The sequence below is a fragment of the Rhizobium sp. OAE497 genome (assembly GCF_040546565.1).
GTDB lineage: Bacteria > Pseudomonadota > Alphaproteobacteria > Rhizobiales > Rhizobiaceae > Rhizobium.
The window spans coordinates 181,519-198,755 of record NZ_JBEPOA010000002.1 but is presented as its reverse complement, the minus strand read 5'-3'; the positions used below and the strand labels follow the sequence as shown (position 1 = coordinate 198,755).

At 63.4% G+C, this 17,237-nt stretch carries 19 protein-coding genes and 1 pseudogene; 12 read left to right on the top strand and 8 right to left on the bottom strand.

What is annotated here, in order from left to right; translation table 11 throughout:
• Entirely contained in the window at window positions 1-573 is a 573-nt protein-coding gene (locus ABIE40_RS20475) for a GbsR/MarR family transcriptional regulator (protein WP_112712593.1), read from the bottom strand.
• Between the two features lie 232 nt (window positions 574-805).
• On the opposite strand from ABIE40_RS20475, the gene ABIE40_RS20470 reads away from it, so the two are divergent.
• From ABIE40_RS20470 to ABIE40_RS20445, 6 genes are read left to right on the top strand one after another with little or no spacing between them, the layout of a single operon-like run.
• A complete protein-coding gene (locus ABIE40_RS20470; protein WP_130280187.1) occupies window positions 806-1,285 on the top strand; it encodes a DUF2938 domain-containing protein in 480 nt (159 codons plus the stop codon).
• 14 nt (window positions 1,286-1,299) lie between these two features.
• Window positions 1,300-2,058, top strand: a complete 759-nt coding sequence (gene cobF, locus ABIE40_RS20465) for a precorrin-6A synthase (deacetylating) (protein WP_199625526.1) — start codon at window positions 1,300-1,302, stop codon at window positions 2,056-2,058.
• A 41-nt stretch (window positions 2,059-2,099) separates the two neighbouring features.
• Entirely contained in the window at window positions 2,100-3,464 is a 1,365-nt protein-coding gene (cobG, locus tag ABIE40_RS20460; protein WP_354541090.1) for a precorrin-3B synthase, read from the top strand.
• 2 nt (window positions 3,465-3,466) lie between these two features.
• Complete coding sequence (locus ABIE40_RS20455; protein WP_199625525.1) at window positions 3,467-4,099, top strand: precorrin-8X methylmutase; 633 nt, start codon at window positions 3,467-3,469, stop codon at window positions 4,097-4,099.
• Entirely contained in the window at window positions 4,096-4,827 is a 732-nt protein-coding gene (locus tag ABIE40_RS20450) for a precorrin-2 C(20)-methyltransferase (RefSeq protein WP_199625524.1), read from the top strand. The genes ABIE40_RS20455 and ABIE40_RS20450 overlap by 4 nt, the downstream gene beginning before the upstream one ends.
• Window positions 4,824-5,588 carry a precorrin-3B C(17)-methyltransferase gene (locus ABIE40_RS20445; protein ID WP_199625523.1) on the top strand — a complete coding sequence of 255 codons (765 nt, stop codon included), beginning with the start codon at window positions 4,824-4,826 and terminating at the stop codon, window positions 5,586-5,588. Before ABIE40_RS20450 ends, ABIE40_RS20445 begins: the two co-directional genes overlap by 4 nt.
• Here the strand turns inward: ABIE40_RS20445 and ABIE40_RS20440 are convergent.
• Window positions 5,552-6,322 carry a cobalt-precorrin-6A reductase gene (locus ABIE40_RS20440; RefSeq protein WP_199625522.1) on the bottom strand — a complete coding sequence of 257 codons (771 nt, stop codon included), beginning with the start codon at window positions 6,320-6,322 and terminating at the stop codon, window positions 5,552-5,554. The two genes, ABIE40_RS20445 and ABIE40_RS20440, sit on opposite strands and share 37 nt — an antisense overlap.
• On the opposite strand from ABIE40_RS20440, the gene cbiE reads away from it, so the two are divergent.
• Window positions 6,321-7,559 (top strand): precorrin-6y C5,15-methyltransferase (decarboxylating) subunit CbiE, encoded by a 1,239-nt coding sequence (gene cbiE, locus ABIE40_RS20435; protein WP_199625521.1) that lies wholly within the window; start codon window positions 6,321-6,323, stop codon window positions 7,557-7,559. The two genes, ABIE40_RS20440 and cbiE, sit on opposite strands and share 2 nt — an antisense overlap.
• Window positions 7,556-8,314, top strand: coding sequence for a precorrin-4 C(11)-methyltransferase (gene cobM, locus ABIE40_RS20430; RefSeq protein ID WP_199625520.1), 759 nt, complete (start codon window positions 7,556-7,558; stop codon window positions 8,312-8,314). The genes cbiE and cobM overlap by 4 nt, the downstream gene beginning before the upstream one ends.
• A 1-nt stretch (window position 8,315) precedes the next feature.
• On the opposite strand, the gene ABIE40_RS20425 is transcribed toward cobM, so the two are convergent.
• Both ABIE40_RS20425 and ABIE40_RS20420 read right to left on the bottom strand, forming a co-directional pair.
• A complete protein-coding gene (locus ABIE40_RS20425) occupies window positions 8,316-9,128 on the bottom strand; it encodes a TIM barrel protein (protein ID WP_199625519.1) in 813 nt (270 codons plus the stop codon).
• Window positions 9,129-9,282: 154 nt separating this feature from the next.
• On the bottom strand, window positions 9,283-10,311 hold the full coding sequence (locus tag ABIE40_RS20420; RefSeq protein WP_199625518.1) for a LacI family DNA-binding transcriptional regulator: 1,029 nt from the start codon (window positions 10,309-10,311) through the stop codon (window positions 9,283-9,285).
• Window positions 10,312-10,446: 135 nt separating this feature from the next.
• Between ABIE40_RS20420 and ABIE40_RS20415 the strand changes: the two genes are divergently transcribed.
• From ABIE40_RS20415 to ABIE40_RS20400, 4 genes and pseudogenes are all read left to right on the top strand, one after another.
• Entirely contained in the window at window positions 10,447-11,532 is a 1,086-nt protein-coding gene (locus ABIE40_RS20415; RefSeq protein WP_199625517.1) for a fatty acid desaturase family protein, read from the top strand.
• Between the two features lie 26 nt (window positions 11,533-11,558).
• Entirely contained in the window at window positions 11,559-11,873 is a 315-nt protein-coding gene (locus tag ABIE40_RS20410; protein ID WP_130280165.1) for a MocE family 2Fe-2S type ferredoxin, read from the top strand.
• Window positions 11,874-11,883: 10 nt separating this feature from the next.
• Window positions 11,884-13,108, top strand: a pseudogene (locus tag ABIE40_RS20405) (NAD(P)/FAD-dependent oxidoreductase).
• Window positions 13,109-13,120: 12 nt separating this feature from the next.
• The gene (locus tag ABIE40_RS20400) at window positions 13,121-13,933 is read left to right on the top strand and encodes a 3-methyl-2-oxobutanoate hydroxymethyltransferase (protein ID WP_199625515.1); all 813 of its coding nucleotides are present in this window, start codon (window positions 13,121-13,123) and stop codon (window positions 13,931-13,933) included.
• A 2-nt stretch (window positions 13,934-13,935) separates the two neighbouring features.
• Here the strand turns inward: ABIE40_RS20400 and hutC are convergent, their stop codons facing one another.
• The 4 genes from hutC to ABIE40_RS20380 all read right to left on the bottom strand — a co-directional run bounded on the left by hutC (window position 13,936) and on the right by ABIE40_RS20380 (window position 17,228).
• Window positions 13,936-14,637 (bottom strand): histidine utilization transcriptional repressor HutC, encoded by a 702-nt coding sequence (gene hutC / locus ABIE40_RS20395; protein ID WP_199625514.1) that lies wholly within the window; start codon window positions 14,635-14,637, stop codon window positions 13,936-13,938.
• Window positions 14,638-14,657: 20 nt separating this feature from the next.
• A complete protein-coding gene (locus ABIE40_RS20390; protein ID WP_199625513.1) occupies window positions 14,658-15,443 on the bottom strand; it encodes an ABC transporter ATP-binding protein in 786 nt (261 codons plus the stop codon).
• Window positions 15,440-16,213, bottom strand: coding sequence for an ABC transporter permease (locus ABIE40_RS20385; protein WP_199625512.1), 774 nt, complete (start codon window positions 16,211-16,213; stop codon window positions 15,440-15,442). The genes ABIE40_RS20390 and ABIE40_RS20385 overlap by 4 nt, the downstream gene beginning before the upstream one ends.
• 67 nt (window positions 16,214-16,280) lie before the next feature.
• Complete coding sequence (locus ABIE40_RS20380; RefSeq protein ID WP_199625511.1) at window positions 16,281-17,228, bottom strand: ABC transporter substrate-binding protein; 948 nt, start codon at window positions 17,226-17,228, stop codon at window positions 16,281-16,283.
• Between the last annotated feature and the right edge of the window lie 9 nt (window positions 17,229-17,237).

The window sequence follows — 17,237 nt, the reverse complement described above, 5'->3', positions numbered from 1 at the left end:
CTAACTCTTGTTCGCAGGACGGCGGCCGCGGCCGAGCGAAATCACCCGGTCCTTGGCTTCCAGAAGCTTAGTAACTTTTGCCCCCAGAGATAGTAATGTTGCGAGACGTTCGGTTTCAAGTTGTTTTACGTCTTCATACCAATGCGTCAGCTGTTCGATCAGCCCGTGCATCTCGCCCATGCGCTGCTGTGCATATTGCTCATGCTCGCTCGCAGGCTTCTGCATCAGGATTTCCCGCAGCACCGAAAGGGTCGGATCAACCTCGCGTTTCTTCCGCTCCTCGGCGAGCGTGCGCAGGATCAGCCAGACGTCGTCGGGCGTCGAAAAGAAGTCGCGACGGTCGTCGGGCTTGTGTTTCATCAGCACGAGGTTCCAGGCCTGCAGCTCGCGCAGGCTCATCGATACGTTCGAGCGCGAGATGCTGAGCGCATCGACGATCTCCTCGGCGCAGAGCGGCTCCGGCGAGACATAGAGCAGGGCGTAGATCTGGCCGACGGTGCGGTTGATGCCCCAGCGGGAGCCCATTTCACCGAAATGCAAGACGAAGGATTGGACGAGCGGCGGAAGGTTCATGACGGTTGTTTCCGTGATGTCTGTGATTTCAGAAATTTCTGAAATCACTATATTCTCGTTTTCGCGCTGCACAATCGGCGATCGCCGTCTGCGGCAATTTGGTCAGTACCCCATGAGCTCGGTGCGGCCCACCCAAACAATCGTTTAGGCGCAGCAATGATGTCTCGCTCTGTTGCAGAGGAGCCCCTCCGCCATTAAGACGGTGAGGGGTTTCACATCTGGATATTCTCACATGTTCGATATTCTCTGGCGCGGCATCGTGATCGGCATCGGCGCGACTGTTCTCATGGACATCTGGGCGATCGTGCTCAATCGCTTCTTCGGGCAGGCGCCGGCCAACTGGGCGCCGGTCGGGCGCTGGTTCTATCATCTGAAGAACGGCAAGGTGTTCCACGACAGCATCGGCAATGCCGCACCTTACGAGCATGAGCTGGCGCTCGGCTGGATCAGCCATTACGTCACCGGCATCGTCTATGGCCTGGCGCTGGCAATCATCATGGGACAGCCCTGGCTGTCGGCGCCGACCTTCATCCCGGCCTGGATTCTCGGTATCGTCACTGTCGGCGCCGGCTGGTTCCTGCTGCAGCCCGGTCTCGGCATCGGTTGGGCGGCGTCGAAGACGGCGAACCCGAACAAGGTGCGCGCCATGAACCTGATTGCCCATACGGTGTTCGCGCTCGGGCTTTACGGAACGGCGCTGCTGATCCGTTGAGGCGGGAGACCGCAATGAGAGAAATCTTCGTCATCGGCATCGGGACCGGCAATCCGGATCACGTCACCATTCAGGCGATCAATGCCATGAAGAGGGCGGACTGCGTCTTCATCCCCACGAAGGGAGCGAAGAAGGAGGAGCTTGCGAGCGTCCGCCGCGAGATCTGCGAGCGCTACCTCGATGCCAAGAAGACGAAGACGATCGAATTCGCCGTTCCCCAGCGCGAGATCGAGGGGCGAAGCTATACAGGGAGCGTCGATGAGTGGCACGCGACGATCGCCGCGACCTATGCCGGGTTGATCGCCGGTCTGAAGCCGGATGAGAAGGCGGCGTTCCTCGTCTGGGGCGATCCCAGCCTTTATGACAGCACGCTGCGGATTCTGGAGCGCATCCGGGGCGAAGTCGAGTTCTCGGTATCGGTCATTCCCGGGATTACCAGCATCCAGGCATTGGCGGCGAGCCACCGGATTCCGGTCAATCTCGTCGGCAAGCCGGTGGAGATCACCACCGGGCGGCGGCTCGCAGAGACGGGTCTGCAAGCCGACAGCACCGTCGTCATGCTCGACGGCATCCAGGCATTCTCGAAGATCGACGATCCCGATGCCGAGATCTTCTGGGGCGCCTATCTTGGTACCGAAGACGAGATCACCCATTCCGGCCGCCTCGGCGATGTCGCCGATGACATCGTGAAGATGCGGGCCGAGGCCCGCGAGCGGCATGGCTGGATCATGGATATCTACCTGCTGCGCAAGGGCCGCGATTTCGAGGAATAGCCGCCTTTGCCGAGCGTGCCGTCATCCTGTAAGGACAGGGCATGAAAGGTTCAGCCATGGCCGCGGCCACTGACAGACAGATCGAGACGGGCGATCATTGCATACCGGGCCTGCGCCGAGGCGCCTGCCCGACGCTTGCCGCACCGATGCCGACAGGCGACGGATTGCTGGTGCGCCTGCGCCCCGCCGGTGGCGCGCTGACTGTTGCGCAGATGCGAGCTCTCGCCGTTTCGGTGGCGGCGCATGGCAACGGCATCCTCGAGATCACGGCGCGCGGCAATCTGCAGATTCGTGGCTTGCGGGCAGAGAGCGTCGAGGCTCTGGCGGCCGATATCGATGCCGCCGGCATTATCGTCCCGGCCAATCCGGCCATCGAGCTTTCGCCGCTGCATGGTCTCGATCCGGCCGAGGTGGCGGATCCATCCGCTTTCGAGCGGATGCTGCGCGAATACCTGCACGAGACGCTCTCCTCACCGCTGCTGGCGCCGAAGCTTGCGATCCTCGTCGATGGCCGCGGGCATTTTTGCCTTGACGACATGAGCGCCGATATCCGTATCGTGGCGGTCGATGATGCGCGCTGGATGGTAGCGATCGCAGGGACGGCGAAAACCGCGCATTCGCTTTTCTGCGGCGATGCCGGAGAGGCCGTTGCCGCCGTTGGCCGAATTCTCGATCTGCTGATTGCCAGAGGCAAGCACAGCCGGGCGAGGGAGATTGATGAGCAAGCACTGGCAACCGCCTTCGTGCAGCCCATGGCCGAGTTAGCGCTTTCGCCCTCTGCCAAGCCGCAACCCGGCACATTGACGCTTTCCGCGCAAAAGGCCGCGCTTGGTCTCCACCCGCAATTCGGCCAGATGCAGTCGAGCGAGCTGATCGCGTTTCTTGCCAATCTCGATGTGTCAGCGGAGATCCGGCTTGCGCCCGACCGCCAGTTTCTGATCACCGGCCTTTCTCACGCGGAGGCGGAACGCCTGACGATGATCGCCGCCGGTTACGGCCTGAGCGCCGATCCGCAGGACCCCGCAGCCAATATCGCCGCCTGTGCCGGTGCCGGCTTCTGCATGTCGGGCTTCTATGAAACGCGGCGGCTCGCCGCCCGGATTATCGAACATGCGCCGGAATTGCTGGACGGCTCGCTGACCGTCCATCTCTCCGGCTGCGCCAAGGGCTGCGCCCATCCACCGCCAGCGCTGACGCTCGTGGGATCGGCCGACGGCTACGGATTTTCGCTTGAAGGCAAGGCCGGTGACGCGCCTGACGCAACGATTGCTGGCGGCGGGATCGAATCCGCTATAGAGAAGCTCGCCCAGCTTGCCGGACCGCAGCGTCAGGCTGGTGAATCGGCGGCCGCCTGTCTGAAACGGCTTGGCGCCGCAACGATCGCGAAAGCGCTGCGACAGGACTAGGGATGCCAGACTACGATTACATCCGCGAAGGCGACGCCATCTACGAGCGCTCCTTTGCGATCATCCGCAGCGAAGCCGATCTTTCGCGCTTCTCGCCTGAAGAGGCCGATGTCGCCGTGCGCATGATCCATGCCTGCGGCCTTGTCGAGGCTGCTGCTCACTTCGAATTCGCTCCCGGTGTCGTCACGGCGGCGCGTGAGGCGCTGAAATCGGGCGCGCCTGTTTTCTGCGATGCCGAGATGGTTTCGCATGGCATCACCCGCGCCCGGCTTCCGGCCGGAAATGACGTGATCTGCACGCTGCGCGATCCGCGCACGCCCGAGCTGGCCAAGGAAAAGGGCAATACACGCTCTGCGGCGGCGATCGAGCTCTGGCGCGAGCGGCTTGCCGGCAGCGTCGTGGCGATCGGCAATGCGCCGACCGCGCTCTTCTATCTGCTCGAACTGCTGCGCGATGGTGGTCCCAAGCCTGCGGCGATCCTCGGCATGCCCGTCGGCTTCGTCGGCGCGGCGGAATCGAAGGATGCCCTGGCCGAAAATTCCTACGGCGTTCCCTATGCCATCGTCCGCGGTCGCCTCGGCGGCAGCGCGATGACGGCGGCTGCGGTCAATGCACTTGCGAGGCCGGGTCTATGAGCACGCAAGGCCGTCTGATCGGCGTCGGCACCGGGCCGGGTGATCCTGAGCTTCTGACCATCAAGGCAGCGAAGGCGATCGAGAACGCCGATGTCATCGCTTTCTTCGCCAAGCAGGGGCGGAGCGGCAATGGCCGCGCCATCGTCCAGCATCTGATCTCTGACCGCGCCGAGCTGCTGCCGCTCTATTACCCGGTGACGACGGAGATCGATAAGGGCGAGGCGGCCTATCAGAGCCAGATCACCGGTTTCTACGATGCTTCGGCCGCTGCTGTGGCCGCGCGTCTCGATGCCGGAAATACGGTTGCCATCCTCAGCGAGGGCGATCCGATGTTCTACGGCTCCTACATGCATCTGCATGTCCGTCTGGCACATCACTATCCGACCGAAGTGATCCCCGGCATCAGCGCCATGTCCGGCTGCTGGTCGGTTGCCGGCATGCCGATCGTCCAGGGGGACGACGTGCTCTCCGTGCTGCCGGGCACGATGGCGGAGGCCGAGCTGACGCGCAGACTGGCGGATACCCAGGCCGCGGTGATCATGAAGGTCGGGCGTAATCTGCCGAAGATCCGCCGGGCGCTGGAAAGCGCGGGACGCCTCAAGGAGGCCGTCTATGTCGAGCGCGGCACGATGGCGAATGCGGCGATGATCAAGCTCGCCGAGCGGCCGGATGGTGATGCGCCTTATTTCTCGCTGGTGCTCGTTCCCGGCTGGGAGGCGAGCCGATGAGCGGCACGCTCTATGTCATAGGCACCGGCCCGGGCAATCCCGACCAGATGACGCCGGAGGCGGCGCGCGCCGTTTCCGCATCGACCGACTTTTTTGGCTACGGCCCCTATCTCGACCGCATCGATTTCCAGCCACATCAGAGCCGTCATGCCTCCGATAATCGCGAGGAACTCGACCGTGCCAATGCGGCGCTGAAGATGGCTGCCGAAGGACGCACCGTCTGCGTCGTCTCCGGCGGCGATCCCGGCGTCTTTGCCATGGCGGCGGCGATCTGCGAGGCGATCGACAAGGGACCGGCCGAATGGCGCGGTGTCGATCTCGTCGTGCTGCCCGGCATCACGGCGATGCTGGCGGTTGCTGCGCGCACCGGCGCGCCGCTGGGTCACGATTTCTGTGCCATTTCTCTGTCGGACAATCTGAAGCCCTGGGATGTCATCGAGAAGCGGCTGGCGCTTGCAGCGCAGGCGGGTTTCGTCATCGCGCTCTATAATCCGATCAGCAAGGCGCGGCCCTGGCAGCTCGGCCGTGCCTTCGAGCTTTTGCGGGGCGAATTGCCGGGTGCAACGCCCGTCATCTTCGGCCGTGCCGCCGGACGCCCGGATGAGCGCATTACGGTTCAGCCGCTGGAGACGGCCGATGCCGCCGTTGCGGATATGGCGACCTGTGTCATCATCGGCTCGCCGGAAACCCGGATCGTGGCGCGGGATGGCAAGCCGGATCTGATCTATACGCCGCGTTTCATCGCCGGAGGGACGAGGTGATCGATCGCCGCCAGCGCGTCCTCGACAGTCTCGACCGTTCTCATGGCGGGCGCCACGGCGCGGCCGATCATGAAAACCTCGATGCCGAGCATGCGCGCCGCTTCGATCTTCGCATAGGTGGCGTCGCCGCCACTGTTCTTGGCGATCACGGCGTCGATGCGATGGTCTCTCAGCAGTGCCAGTTCGGCATCCAGCGCAAAGGGGCCGCGGTCGAGAATGAAGACGGCATGATCGAGCTGCAAGGGCGGCGTGACGGGATCGACGCTGCGGACCAGATAGAAATGCTGTGGAGCCGCCTCTGCCGCATGCGCCTCCTGCCGGCCGGTCGCCAGGAAGACGCGGCGCGGCACGGCTCCAAGTGCCTCTATCGCTTCGGGAATGGTCGCGGCATGCGTCCAGCGGTCGCCGTGTTCCTCGCTCCAGAGCGGGCGGCGCAAGGCGATGGACCGAATGCCGGTCATTTCTGCAGCCTCGGCGGCATTCGCGGAAATTCTGGCGGCAAAGGGATGCGTGGCATCGACCAGCAGGTCGAATTCGCCTTCGCGCAGGAAGCGGGCAAGCCCTTCGGCGCCGCCGAAACCACCAATCCTCACGGGAACCGGCTGTTCGGACGGTTTTTCCGTGCGCCCGGCAAGAGACAGCAGAGTATCGACGTCGGAACGCTTCCGCAGCGCGGCCGCCAGCTGGCGCGCCTCGCTCGTGCCGCCCAGTATCAGAACGCGGAATTCTGCCATGTCTGATCTGCCGTCCCGATCCGAAAAAACCTGGCTGACCATTATCGGCATCGGTGAAGATGGTCCAGACGGTCTTGGCGAAGAGGCGCGGCGGCTGATTGCTTCGGCCCCGGTCGTGTTCGGCGGCGCCCGGCATCATGCGCTGCTCGATCGTCTCATTTCTGGCGAGCGGCTGATATGGCAGAGCCCGTTTGAAGCGTCGGTGGATGACATCGTTTCCCGCCGCGGCACGCCTGTCGTGGTTCTCGCATCCGGCGATCCCTTCCTCTATGGCGTCGGCGCCACGCTCTCGCGGCGGATCGCGGCGGACGAGATGCGCACGATTCCGGCTCCCTCGGCCTTCAGCCTCGCCGCCTCGCGCCTCGGCTGGCCGCTGCAGGACACTGCAACGGTATCGCTGCATGGGCGTCCCATCGAATTGATCATGCCGCACCTGCATGACGGCCGGCGCATCATTGCGCTGACCTCGGATGAAAAGGGACCTGCGGAACTCGCCAGGCTGCTGACCAATTACGGTTTTGGCCGTTCGCGCCTCACGGTACTGGAAGCGCTGGGCGGTGAGCGCGAGACGGTTCGTTCAGCGCTCGCGGCGGAGTTGGCATTCCGCGCTATCGATCCGCTTAATGTCTGCGGCGTCGAAGTCGTGGCTGACGAAAAGGCCCGCATCCTGCCCTTCACCAATGGTCTGGATGACGGCTTCTACGAGCATGACGGGCAGATTACCAAGCGCGAGATCCGTGCTCTGACGTTGTCGGCGCTTTCGCCGCGCTACGGCGAATTGCTGTGGGATATCGGCGCAGGCTCCGGCTCCATCGGCATCGAATGGATGCTCTGCGATCCCTCGCTGAAGGCGATCGCCATCGAGCAATCGCCGGAGCGCGCCGCGCGCATCGCCCGCAATGCAACGGCTCTCGGTGTGCCAAGCCTCGCGCTGGTCGAAGGCACCGCGCCCTCGGCGCTTCGCGATCTCGCGCAGCCGGACGCGATCTTCATCGGCGGTGGTGGCAGCGAGCCCGGCGTCCTCGCCGCGGCGATCGAGGCATTGAAGGCCGGCGGCCGTCTCGTCGCCAATGCCGTGACGCTGGAAATGGAAGCGCTGCTGCTTTCCGAATATGCCAAGCGCGGCGGAACGCTGACGCGCCTCGAAGTTTCCCGTGCCGCCCCGGTCGGCACGATGAGCGGCTGGCGCCCGGCAATGCCGGTGACGCAATGGCGCTGGATCAAGGACCTGACATGACCGTACATTTCATCGGCGCCGGCCCGGGCGCTGCCGACCTCATCACCGTTCGCGGCCGCGATCTGATCGCGAAGTGCCCGGTCTGCCTCTATGCCGGCTCGATCGTTTCGCCGGAGCTGCTACAATATTGCCCGCCGGGCGCGCGTATCGTCGATACCGCGCCGATGTCGCTCGATGAGATCGAGGCCGAATATCTGAAGGCCGCCAATGCCGGTCAGGATGTGGCGCGTCTGCATTCCGGCGATCTCTCCGTCTGGAGCGCGGTCGCCGAGCAGATCCGCCGCCTCGAAAAGCATGGCATCGATTTTACCATGACGCCCGGCGTTCCGGCCTTTGCAGCCGCGGCCTCGGCACTCGGTCGCGAGCTGACGATCCCGGCGGTGGCGCAGAGCCTGGTGCTGACCCGCGTTTCCGGCCGGGCATCGCCGATGCCGAACGAAGAGACGCTGGAGAAATTCGGCGCGACCGGCTCGACGCTTGCCATTCATCTGGCGATCCATGCGCTCGGCCAGGTGGTCAGCAAGCTGACGCCGCTTTACGGCGCTGACTGCCCGGTTGCCATCGTCGTCAAGGCGTCGTGGCCGGATGAGCGGATTGTCCGCGGCACGCTCGGTGATATCGAGGCGAAGGTTGCCGCAGAACCGATCGAACGGACCGCGATCATCTTCGTCGGTCCGTCCCTTGCTGCCAGCGATTTCCGCGAGAGCTCGCTCTACGATCCTGCCTATCAGCGCCGCTTCCGCGGCCGCGAATAGCTCAGACCGCCGAAGACAGGTAGTCCATGCTCTCCCGCAGAGCCGCGGCCGGATCCTTCAGGGCATGCACTTCGGCCGAGAACGGCTCGAAGGATGCGGGACCCTTGTAACCGGCCTGCAGCAGCGCGCGCACCTGGCCGGCATTGTCGAGCCGGTCAGCGGATGTCACCAGAACGCGGTGCGGGTCGCGCATGTCGGAGACCGAAACGTCCTTGTCATCGACGCCGGAAATGTGGATCAAGCCGGTCATATCAGGGAAGATCGCGGCCTCGCCAGCGAGATGGTGGTGGAACGTGTCGTGGACAAGCCTGAACGTGCCTTCAGCGCCGAGTTCACGGATTGCATCGGCGGCTTCCGTTTTTGAGCTCAGCGAGCAGATCTCGAAACCGAGCGGCTCGACCAGACCGGTGATACCGGCAGCGTCGAGCATCGGCTTCAGGGCGGTCAGCGACTGGCGCAGATTGGCCTGGCGCGTGCCGTCTTCACGGCCGGTGCCGTCGTTCTTCGGAACCAGCACCAGCGCCTTGGCGCCACAGGCGGCGGCATAGTCGATCAGCTCCTTGGCTTCGGCGGCGCGGGTCTCGTTCCACTCGTTGAAACGCTGCAGGGCGTTGATCGAGATGATCGTCACGCCATGGCGCTCGGCGGCTGCCTTGATCTCCGCCGGCTTGGTGCCGTCGAGGATCGCGTTGCCGCTGAGGTCGTTGCGGATTTCGACGGAGTCGATGCCGAGCGACTTAGCGAGTGCGAAGAAGCTGTCGATCTTCAGTGCGGGCGCTGCCATGTGGTTCAGCGCGTAGCGAACAGATGCCATTTCAAAAGTCCTCCCGAGGGCGCTCCGGTCCTGAAGCGCAAATCTAGCCCGGGGGAATCTCTATCCGAAATTTGCCGAGGCGCCAGCAGGCAGACGCCTGTCCATCCTATCATCCGTGACAGATTTTCATGATGAATGATGGAAATCCATCATTCTAGATATTCTCCGGAATATAGATCTCGAACGGCAGGAAGGTCTGGCCGGGAACTGCCGCCTCACCGTTGCCGATGGCGGCGATCATCTGGGCGACCAGCTCGCGGCAGATCGCCGGCAGCGGGGTGCTGAGTGCCATGGTCACCGTTCCGTCCATCAGCGCGGCCTTGCTCTCCGGCACCAGCTCATTGACGATCAGGGCGACCTCGCCGGTGCGTTTCTCCTCCTGGATCGCAGCGATCGCCCCTTCCATGCCGCCACCGCAGACATAGAGGCCGACGAGATCAGGGTGTTTCTGCAGCAGCGTCGACGTCGCCTCATGGGTGATCTCCACGGTGTCGAGATTGATGAGCGTTTCCAGCACATCGAAATCGGGCGCTTCCTCGCGGAAATAGGAGCGGAAGCCGACTTCCCGAAGCTCATGCCCATGGAAGCGATGGCTACCGACGAAACAGGCGACCTTACCGAGCTTGCCGGCCGTGCGGGCGATCGTCCAGGCCGCGGAACGGCCGACCTTGCGGTTATCGAGGCCGATATAGCCCGCGCGCGTTCCCTCGGCGAAATCCGACAGCACGGAAAAGACCGGGATGCCCTTGTGTTTCAGCTCTTCCACGGCTGCAGTGACGGCCGGATAATCCGGGGCCACCATGGCCACCGCCTGGTTGCGGGCCGTCAGCGTCCGGAGCTTCTCGGTAATGGCGGCAGGCGTGGAGGCCGCCGGATAATCGATCTGGATTTGCAGCCGCGCGGTGGTGCAGGCCGCTGCCGCGATCTCGATCTCGCGGCTAAAAGCCTGGTAGAAGGATTGCATCGGCTTCTGCAGCAGGAAGGCCAGCTGATAGCGCGGCAGGTCCTCGAAGACGCGCTGCCGGATCAGGCCGACAGCGTGGTAGCCGATCGATTGCGCCGCGTCATAGACGCGCCGTGCCGTTTCTTCGCGCACCTTGTGGCGTCCGTTGAGCACGCGGTCGACGGTCGCGACACTGACGCCGGATGCATGGGCAAGGTCTGATATCGTCGGTCGGCGCATGACGGTTCCTGATATAATCCATCACAGATGAAAGCCAAGTGTGATGGTTTTTGATAGAATATATCAAGACTGCATTGAGCCCTGGGCAAAGTCAACTTAACCTTCATGTCAGCCAGGGATTGGCGGGAGGCAAAGATGACCGAGACGATGAAACGCGACTACAGCCTGCTGGGGGAGAGCAGCCGCCGGGCGGTTGAGACCGGGCTTGCGGCAGCGCAATGGTATCACACCGACGTAGCGCGCAAGGAGATGAAGGCGCTGATGCAGCGCTCGGATGCGCCTGCGATCCGCGACACGATCATCTGGCTCGGCAGCATGCTGGTTTTCGCCGGCCTCGGCATCTACTTCTGGGGTTCGTGGATCTGCGTCCCGTTCTTCCTCGCCTATGGTGTTCTCTACGGCTCGGCGTCCGACAGCCGCTGGCATGAATGCGGCCACGGCACGGCCTTCAAGACGCGCTGGATGAACGATGCCGTCTATCAGATCGCCTGCTTCATGATCATGCGCAACCCGGTGACCTGGCGCTGGAGCCATACCCGTCATCACACGGACACCGTCATTGTCGGCCGCGATCCGGAAATTGCCGTCATGCGTCCGCCGGATCTCTTTCGGCTGATCCTGAATTTCTTCGGCATCCTCGATGCCGGCTATGCCGTGATCGACATGCTGCGTAACGCCTCCGGCGTCATCAGCGAGGCCGAGAAGACATTCATTCCCGAGATGGAGCAGCCGAAGACGATCCGCGTCGCGCGCATCTGGCTGGCGATCTATGTGGCGACCATCGCACTCGCGATTTATATGGGCTCGTTCCTGCCGCTGATGCTGATCGGCCTGCCGCGTCTCTACGGCGCCTGGCACCATGTCATGACCGGCCTGCTGCAGCATGGCGGCCTGGCCGACAACGTTATCGACCACCGGCTGAACAGCCGCACGGTCTACATGAACCCGATCAGCCGCTTCATCTACTGGAACATGAACTACCACGTCGAGCATCACATGTTCCCGATGGTGCCTTACCATGCGCTGCCGCAGCTGCATGCGATGATCAAGCACGACCTTCCGGCGCCGAACCCGTCGATGTGGTCGGGCTACAAGGAAATGATCCCGGCTTTTCTTCGCCAGCTGCGAAACGAGGACTATTTCCTGAAGCGCGAACTGCCGCAGACGGCGCGGCCGTATCGCGAGGAGTTCCACGCCGAGCTCGCCCCGGCGGCTCAGTAAGACAACGATAATTCTGGGAGGAAGATATGAGCGGAAACTGGATCGAAGTCTGCGCCAAGGATGATATCGACGAAGAGGATGTCATGCGCTTTGACCATGACGGCAAGACCTTCGCCGTCTATCGCAGCCCTGACGATGAATTCTTCGCAACCGACGGGCTCTGCACCCACGAGCGCATCCATCTCGCCGATGGCCTTGTGATGGAAGACATCATCGAATGTCCGAAACATAACGGCCGCTTCAACTACAAGACCGGCGAGGCCAAGGGCGCACCCGTCTGCGTCAACCTGAAGACCTATCCGGTCAAGGTCGAAGGCGGCTCTGTCTTCATCTCCATCTGAGGAGGCTTCCATGTCTCACTTCGTCATCATCGGGGCCGGCGAATGCGGCGCCCGGGCCGCCCTTTGCTTTGCGTGAAAAGGGCTTTGACGGCGAGATCACCCTTGTCGGCACCGAGCCGCTGTTGCCTTACGAGCGCCCGCCTTTGTCGAAGGCGAGCATCAGCGAAGCCCTCGAGCCGAAGCTGATTGCCGCCTCCGAGCGCTACGCGGAAGTTGGCATCCGCCTGCTGACCGGCGTATCGGCAAAGAGCCTCGATGCGGAAGCCAAGCGCGTCGTTCTCTCCGATGGCTCCGTCCTCTCCTATGACAAGCTGCTGCTCGCAACCGGCGCCAGCCCGCGTTCCTTTCCGGGTGCACCGGCCGTTAGCGCCCGGATCCGGGCATTGCGCACGCATCACGACGCTGTTTCGCTCCGCGATGTGATGAAGCCCGGCAGGCACATCGCCATTATCGGCGGTGGCTTTATCGGCCTCGAGGTTGCCGCCACCGCGATCAAGCTCGGCGCTCGCGTCACCCTCGTCGAGGGGCTGGAACGCGTCCTGAAGCGTGGCGTGCCCGAAGAAATCGCGCTGGCGCTTGCCGAGCGTCATCGCGGCGAAGGCATCGATCTGCGCTGTGGCGCCGCCATTGAGGCCGTCGGCGAAGAGACCGGCCATGCCTTCATCAAGATTGCCGGCGAGAGGCTGGAGGCCGATCTTATCCTGGTCGGCATCGGTGCGCAGCCGAATGTGGAATTGGCGCAAGCCGCTGGCCTGGCGATCGAGAACGGCATCGCCGTCGACGCGCATTTGCAGACCTCATCGCCGGACATTTATGCCGCCGGCGACTGCTGCTCTTTTCCCCTTGAAATTTACGGCGGTAAACGCGTGCGGCTTGAGTCGTGGCGCAATGCCCAGGAGCAGGGCAACCTCGCCGCAGCCAATATGATGGGTGCCAACGAGGCTGTTTCGGCCGTTCCGTGGTTCTGGTCGGATCAATATGACCTGACGCTGCAGATCGCCGGACTTGCCGATGGGGCCGTCACGCATCTGCGGCGCGACCTCGGCGATGGCGCCTTCATCCTCTTTCACCTCGATGGCGAGGGACGGTTGCTGGCCGCAAGCGGCATCGGCACCGGCAACGCTGTCGCCCGCGATATCCGCCTTGCGGAAATGCTGATCGCCGCGCGTGCCCATCCCGATCCGGCGGCGCTGACCGCCAGCAATGTCAAACTGAAGTCGCTGCTCGCGGCCTGAACGGAGAACAAGATGAAGAAGCATAGCAGGCCGACCGTTGCCGATCTTCTGTCGATAAAAGGTAAGCGTCAGCTTACGATGCTGCGCGTAACCACACTTGAGGAGGCGGAAGCCGCGGAGAAGGCGAAGATCGACATGGTCTCCGTTCCCCCGGCGCTGCTCGGCCCAGTTTTCCGTGAGGCGGCGCCGAGCCCGTTTGCCGTTCCCGGCCTCGAATATGGCGATTATGTCAGCGCCGAGGAATATCTGCGCGAAGCCTTCAAGGCGCTGAAAGCCGGCGGTGACGCTGTCTATTGCGCTGCGGGTCTCTCGACCATCCGCCGCATGCGCGAAGAGGGCATTCCGGTCTGCGGTCATGTCGGCCTCATTCCCTCCAAGGCGACCTGGACCGGCGGCTTCCGCGCTGTCGGCAAGACGGCCGCCAGCGCCTTCGAAATCTGGCGGCAGACCAAGGCGTTGGAAGAGGCAGGCGCCTTCGCAGCCGAGATCGAGGTCGTGCCCGGCGAAGTCGCCGCAGCGATCAGCCAGAACACCTCGATGCTGATGATCTCGATGGGCGCCGGTACCGGCTGCGATGCGCAATATCTCTTCGCTGACGACGTGCTCGGCGCCAACCGCGATCACTACCCGCGCCACGCCAAGGTCTACCGCAATTTCGCCGCCGAATATGACCGGCTGCAGCGCGAACGGATCGCCGCCTTCACCGAATTCGCTGATGACGTCAAGAACGGCGCCTATCCCGAAAAGCGCCATCTCGTCGGCGTCGACGAAGAACAGCTGAAGCTCTTCCTGCAACGGCTGAGGAGCGAGCTGGATCAGGCGTAAGGCTATCCGCCATGGGCGAATTGCGCCACGAGTTCGTGGCTATCGCCCGGGTAGGTGAGCTTCACATGGGTGACATGCACATCGCCGCTCTGCGTCTTGCGCTCGATGACCAGGCAGGCGCTGCCCGTGGGGATCGCCAGCGCTGCGGCGATATCGGCCTTGGCGGGCTCGGCGCGGATGCGGTGTTCGGCTGAACTCCAGGGCACCTTGCCGAGCAGCCATGTGCCGGGCGGGCTATCCTTGAAGGGCTCCTCGGCAGCCTCGGGAACGGCGGAAAGATTGATCAGGCGCTGTTCGTGGCAAAATGGGCGGTCGCCGGCAAAGTGATCGCAGACGATGTCGAGCACCGATGTCCCTGCCTCGAGGTCGAGGCGCGTGCTGTCCTCGCGCTTCACGCGGCGGACCTTCAGGCTGGCGATCGTGTAGCGATAGGGGAGGCCGAGGGCCTGCACCTCGCGCCGGAGATCGTGGATTTCCATCACCGCCGATTGCGCATGCGGGAAGCGGACATAGGTGCCCGCCTTGCGCCGCCGCTCGATCAGGCCCCGCTTGACGAGATCGGTCAGCGCCTTGTTCACCGTCATTCGAGAGCAGCCATATTGCACAGTCAGCTCGTGTTCGAACGGAATGCGATGGCCGGGCGGCCATTCTCCGGAGAGAATGCTGCGCTCGACGTCGTTCTGGATGCGAAGGTGAAGCGGCATGTCCCCCATGGCCTGCTTCCCTATCCGTGCGCCGCCGCGGCGATCGCCTCGCTGCGGATTTCTTCGGTGAGCTTCAGGCGCAGTGCCGAAAATTCCGGGCTGGCCTTGACCGTGTAATGCCGGGGATGCGGCAGATCGACCGGCGTGATCGACTTGATACGCCCAGGCCGTGCCGTCATCGTCACCACGCGCGAGGCCATGAACACGGCCTCCTCGATATCATGGGTGACGAAGATGACGGTCTTCTGCTCGCGTTCCCAGATGCCGAGCAGAAGCTCCTGCATCAGGCCGCGCGTTTGATTGTCCAGCGCGCCGAAGGGTTCGTCGAGCAGCAGGATCTTCGGATTGTTGGCGAGCGCCCGGGCAATCGCCGTGCGTTGCTGCATGCCGCCGGAAAGCTGCTTCGGCCAGTGGTTCTCGAAGCCGCGCAGGCCGACCTTGTCGATATAGCTGGCGACGATCTCGTTCTTCTCCTTCTCCGGCACGCCCTTCTCGCGCAGGCCGAAGGCGACATTGTCGCGGATCGTCAGCCAAGGGAAGAGTGTGTAGGACTGGAAGACCATGCCGCGGTCGGCGCCCGGTCCGGTCACCGCCTTGCCTTCGAGCGTCACGGTCCCCGTCGTCGGCTTGTCGAGGCCGGCGATGATGCGCAGCAGGGTCGATTTCCCACAGCCCGAGGGTCCGAGGATGGTCACGAAGTCGTTGCGGGGAATATCGAGATCGGTCGGCTGCAATGCCAGCGTCGGCTGGCCGCCATGAACGCCCGGAAAGGTGCGGCTGACGCCCTTGATGACGAGTTCGCTCATGCGAGCCTCCAGGCAAAGAGCCGGCGATTGGCCCACTTGAAGGCGAAATCCGAGACGAGGCCGATCAGGCCGATGACGATGATGCCGAAGATGATCTGGCCGGTGGCGAGCAGCGCCTGGCTGTTGATGATCATGTAGCCGATGCCCGAGGACGCGCCGATCAGCTCGGCGACGATGACATAGGTCCAGGCCCAGCCGAGAACGAGACGCAGCGTCTCGGCAATATCGGGTGCATTGGCGGGAATGAGCACGCGGCGGACAACGCCGCTGTCTCCGGCACCCAGCGTATAGGCGGCCTCGACCAGATCGCGGCGCGTGTTGGAAACCGAAACCGCGACCATCAGCACGATCTGGAAGACGGCGCCGATGAAGATGACCAGCAGCTTCTGCGTCTCGCCGATGCCGGCCCAGAGGATCAGCAAAGGTACGAAAGCGGAGGCCGGCAGATAGCGGGCGAAGGAGACGAAGGGCTCGAGCAGAGCCTCGACCGGCTTGTAGGCGCCCATCAGGATGCCGATCGGAACGGCAACCAGCGCCGACAGGATGAAACCGCCGACGACGCGCCAGACGGTCATGCCGATATCGAAGAGGAAGCCCTGGTTGACCAAGAGATCATAGCCGTCCTGCACCATGGTGATCGGGTCGGCGAGGAAGGTCTTGGAAACGAAGCCGCCGAGCGTCGCATAGCCCCAGCCCGCAAAGAAAATCACGAAAAACAGCAGGCCGTAGAGCAGTCTGCTGCGGGCTCCGATGGGTTGTAGTGGATGCATGCCGCGCCTTCTCGATGGTCTCGGAAGCGCGCAGGTTTCGCCCGCGCGCTCCCGTGGCGTTCAGGGATTACTTGATGAAGGACGGATCGGCGAGCGTCGTCAGATCAGGCTTCTTCTTGATCACGCCTGCCTGCAGCAGCAGGTCGGCGGCTTCCTCGTTGAAGCTCTTGAAGGTGGTCTCGAAGAATTTCTGGGCGGCGGCCTTGTCCTGCCATTCCAGATAGGCGGCGGATTCGCCGAATTCTTTGCCGGACTGCTTCACGTCCTTGCCCATGATCTCGAAGGACTTGTCCTTGTCGGTCTTGATCATCTCCAGCGCGTCGTAATAGCTCGCAGCCAGCGCCTTGGCGGCTTCCGGATTGTCCTTCAGGAAGGCGGTGGTGCAGCCGAACGTGTCCATGACCGCCGGATAATCGAGCGTCGTGGCGATGATCTTGCCCTTGTCTGGCGCGGCGCGGACGCTGGAGAGGTAGGGTTCGTAGGTCACGGCCGCGTCGTTCTGGCCGGCGAGCAGCGCCTGCGCCGCCGGACCCGGCTCCATGTTGACGACCTTCACGTCCTTCATGCTCATGCCGTTCTTGGCGAGAATGAAGGCAAGCAGGAAGTAGGGGGAGGTGCCCGGCGCCGAGGCGGCGACCGACTTGCCCTTGAGATCGGTGATCTTGTCGATGCCCGGCTTGGCGGCAATGCCGTCAGCGCCGTGCGACACGTCGAGCTGGAAGATCTGCGTCGTCGCAGCGCCGGCCGCGTTCCAGACGATCCAGGTTTCGACGGTCGTTGCCGCGCACTGGATGTCGCCGGATGCCAGCGCCAGATGGCGGCTCGCCTGCGGCACCTTGACGATCGACACGTCGAGGCCGTGCTTCTTGAAGATGCCGGCTTCCTTGGCCAGCGTCAGCGGCGCGAAACCGGTCCAGCCCGAGATGCCGATCGAAACCTTGGTTTCGGCTGCATGAGCCGCGCTACCGGCGAGAAGCGCGGCAAGAGCCGCAGCAATAACAGATGCTTTTTTCATGTCTGACGT

What these genes read in the sequence shown, in the direction of transcription:
- ABIE40_RS20475 (WP_112712593.1), bottom strand. Translation starts at nt 573, where the DNA reads ATGAACCTTCCGCCGCTCGTCCAATCCTTCGTCTTGCATTTCGGTGAA.
- ABIE40_RS20470 (WP_130280187.1), top strand. Translation starts at nt 806, where the DNA reads ATGTTCGATATTCTCTGGCGCGGCATCGTGATCGGCATCGGCGCGACT.
- cobF (WP_199625526.1), top strand. Translation starts at nt 1,300, where the DNA reads ATGAGAGAAATCTTCGTCATCGGCATCGGGACCGGCAATCCGGATCAC.
- cobG (WP_354541090.1), top strand. Translation starts at nt 2,100, where the DNA reads ATGAAAGGTTCAGCCATGGCCGCGGCCACTGACAGACAGATCGAGACG.
- ABIE40_RS20455 (WP_199625525.1), top strand. Translation starts at nt 3,467, where the DNA reads ATGCCAGACTACGATTACATCCGCGAAGGCGACGCCATCTACGAGCGC.
- ABIE40_RS20450 (WP_199625524.1), top strand. Translation starts at nt 4,096, where the DNA reads ATGAGCACGCAAGGCCGTCTGATCGGCGTCGGCACCGGGCCGGGTGAT.
- ABIE40_RS20445 (WP_199625523.1), top strand. Translation starts at nt 4,824, where the DNA reads ATGAGCGGCACGCTCTATGTCATAGGCACCGGCCCGGGCAATCCCGAC.
- cbiE (WP_199625521.1), top strand. Translation starts at nt 6,321, where the DNA reads ATGTCTGATCTGCCGTCCCGATCCGAAAAAACCTGGCTGACCATTATC.
- ABIE40_RS20440 (WP_199625522.1), bottom strand. Translation starts at nt 6,322, where the DNA reads ATGGCAGAATTCCGCGTTCTGATACTGGGCGGCACGAGCGAGGCGCGC.
- cobM (WP_199625520.1), top strand. Translation starts at nt 7,556, where the DNA reads ATGACCGTACATTTCATCGGCGCCGGCCCGGGCGCTGCCGACCTCATC.
- ABIE40_RS20425 (WP_199625519.1), bottom strand. Translation starts at nt 9,128, where the DNA reads ATGGCATCTGTTCGCTACGCGCTGAACCACATGGCAGCGCCCGCACTG.
- ABIE40_RS20420 (WP_199625518.1), bottom strand. Translation starts at nt 10,311, where the DNA reads ATGCGCCGACCGACGATATCAGACCTTGCCCATGCATCCGGCGTCAGT.
- ABIE40_RS20415 (WP_199625517.1), top strand. Translation starts at nt 10,447, where the DNA reads ATGACCGAGACGATGAAACGCGACTACAGCCTGCTGGGGGAGAGCAGC.
- ABIE40_RS20410 (WP_130280165.1), top strand. Translation starts at nt 11,559, where the DNA reads ATGAGCGGAAACTGGATCGAAGTCTGCGCCAAGGATGATATCGACGAA.
- ABIE40_RS20400 (WP_199625515.1), top strand. Translation starts at nt 13,121, where the DNA reads ATGAAGAAGCATAGCAGGCCGACCGTTGCCGATCTTCTGTCGATAAAA.
- hutC (WP_199625514.1), bottom strand. Translation starts at nt 14,637, where the DNA reads ATGCCGCTTCACCTTCGCATCCAGAACGACGTCGAGCGCAGCATTCTC.
- ABIE40_RS20390 (WP_199625513.1), bottom strand. Translation starts at nt 15,443, where the DNA reads ATGAGCGAACTCGTCATCAAGGGCGTCAGCCGCACCTTTCCGGGCGTT.
- ABIE40_RS20385 (WP_199625512.1), bottom strand. Translation starts at nt 16,213, where the DNA reads ATGCATCCACTACAACCCATCGGAGCCCGCAGCAGACTGCTCTACGGC.
- ABIE40_RS20380 (WP_199625511.1), bottom strand. Translation starts at nt 17,228, where the DNA reads ATGAAAAAAGCATCTGTTATTGCTGCGGCTCTTGCCGCGCTTCTCGCC.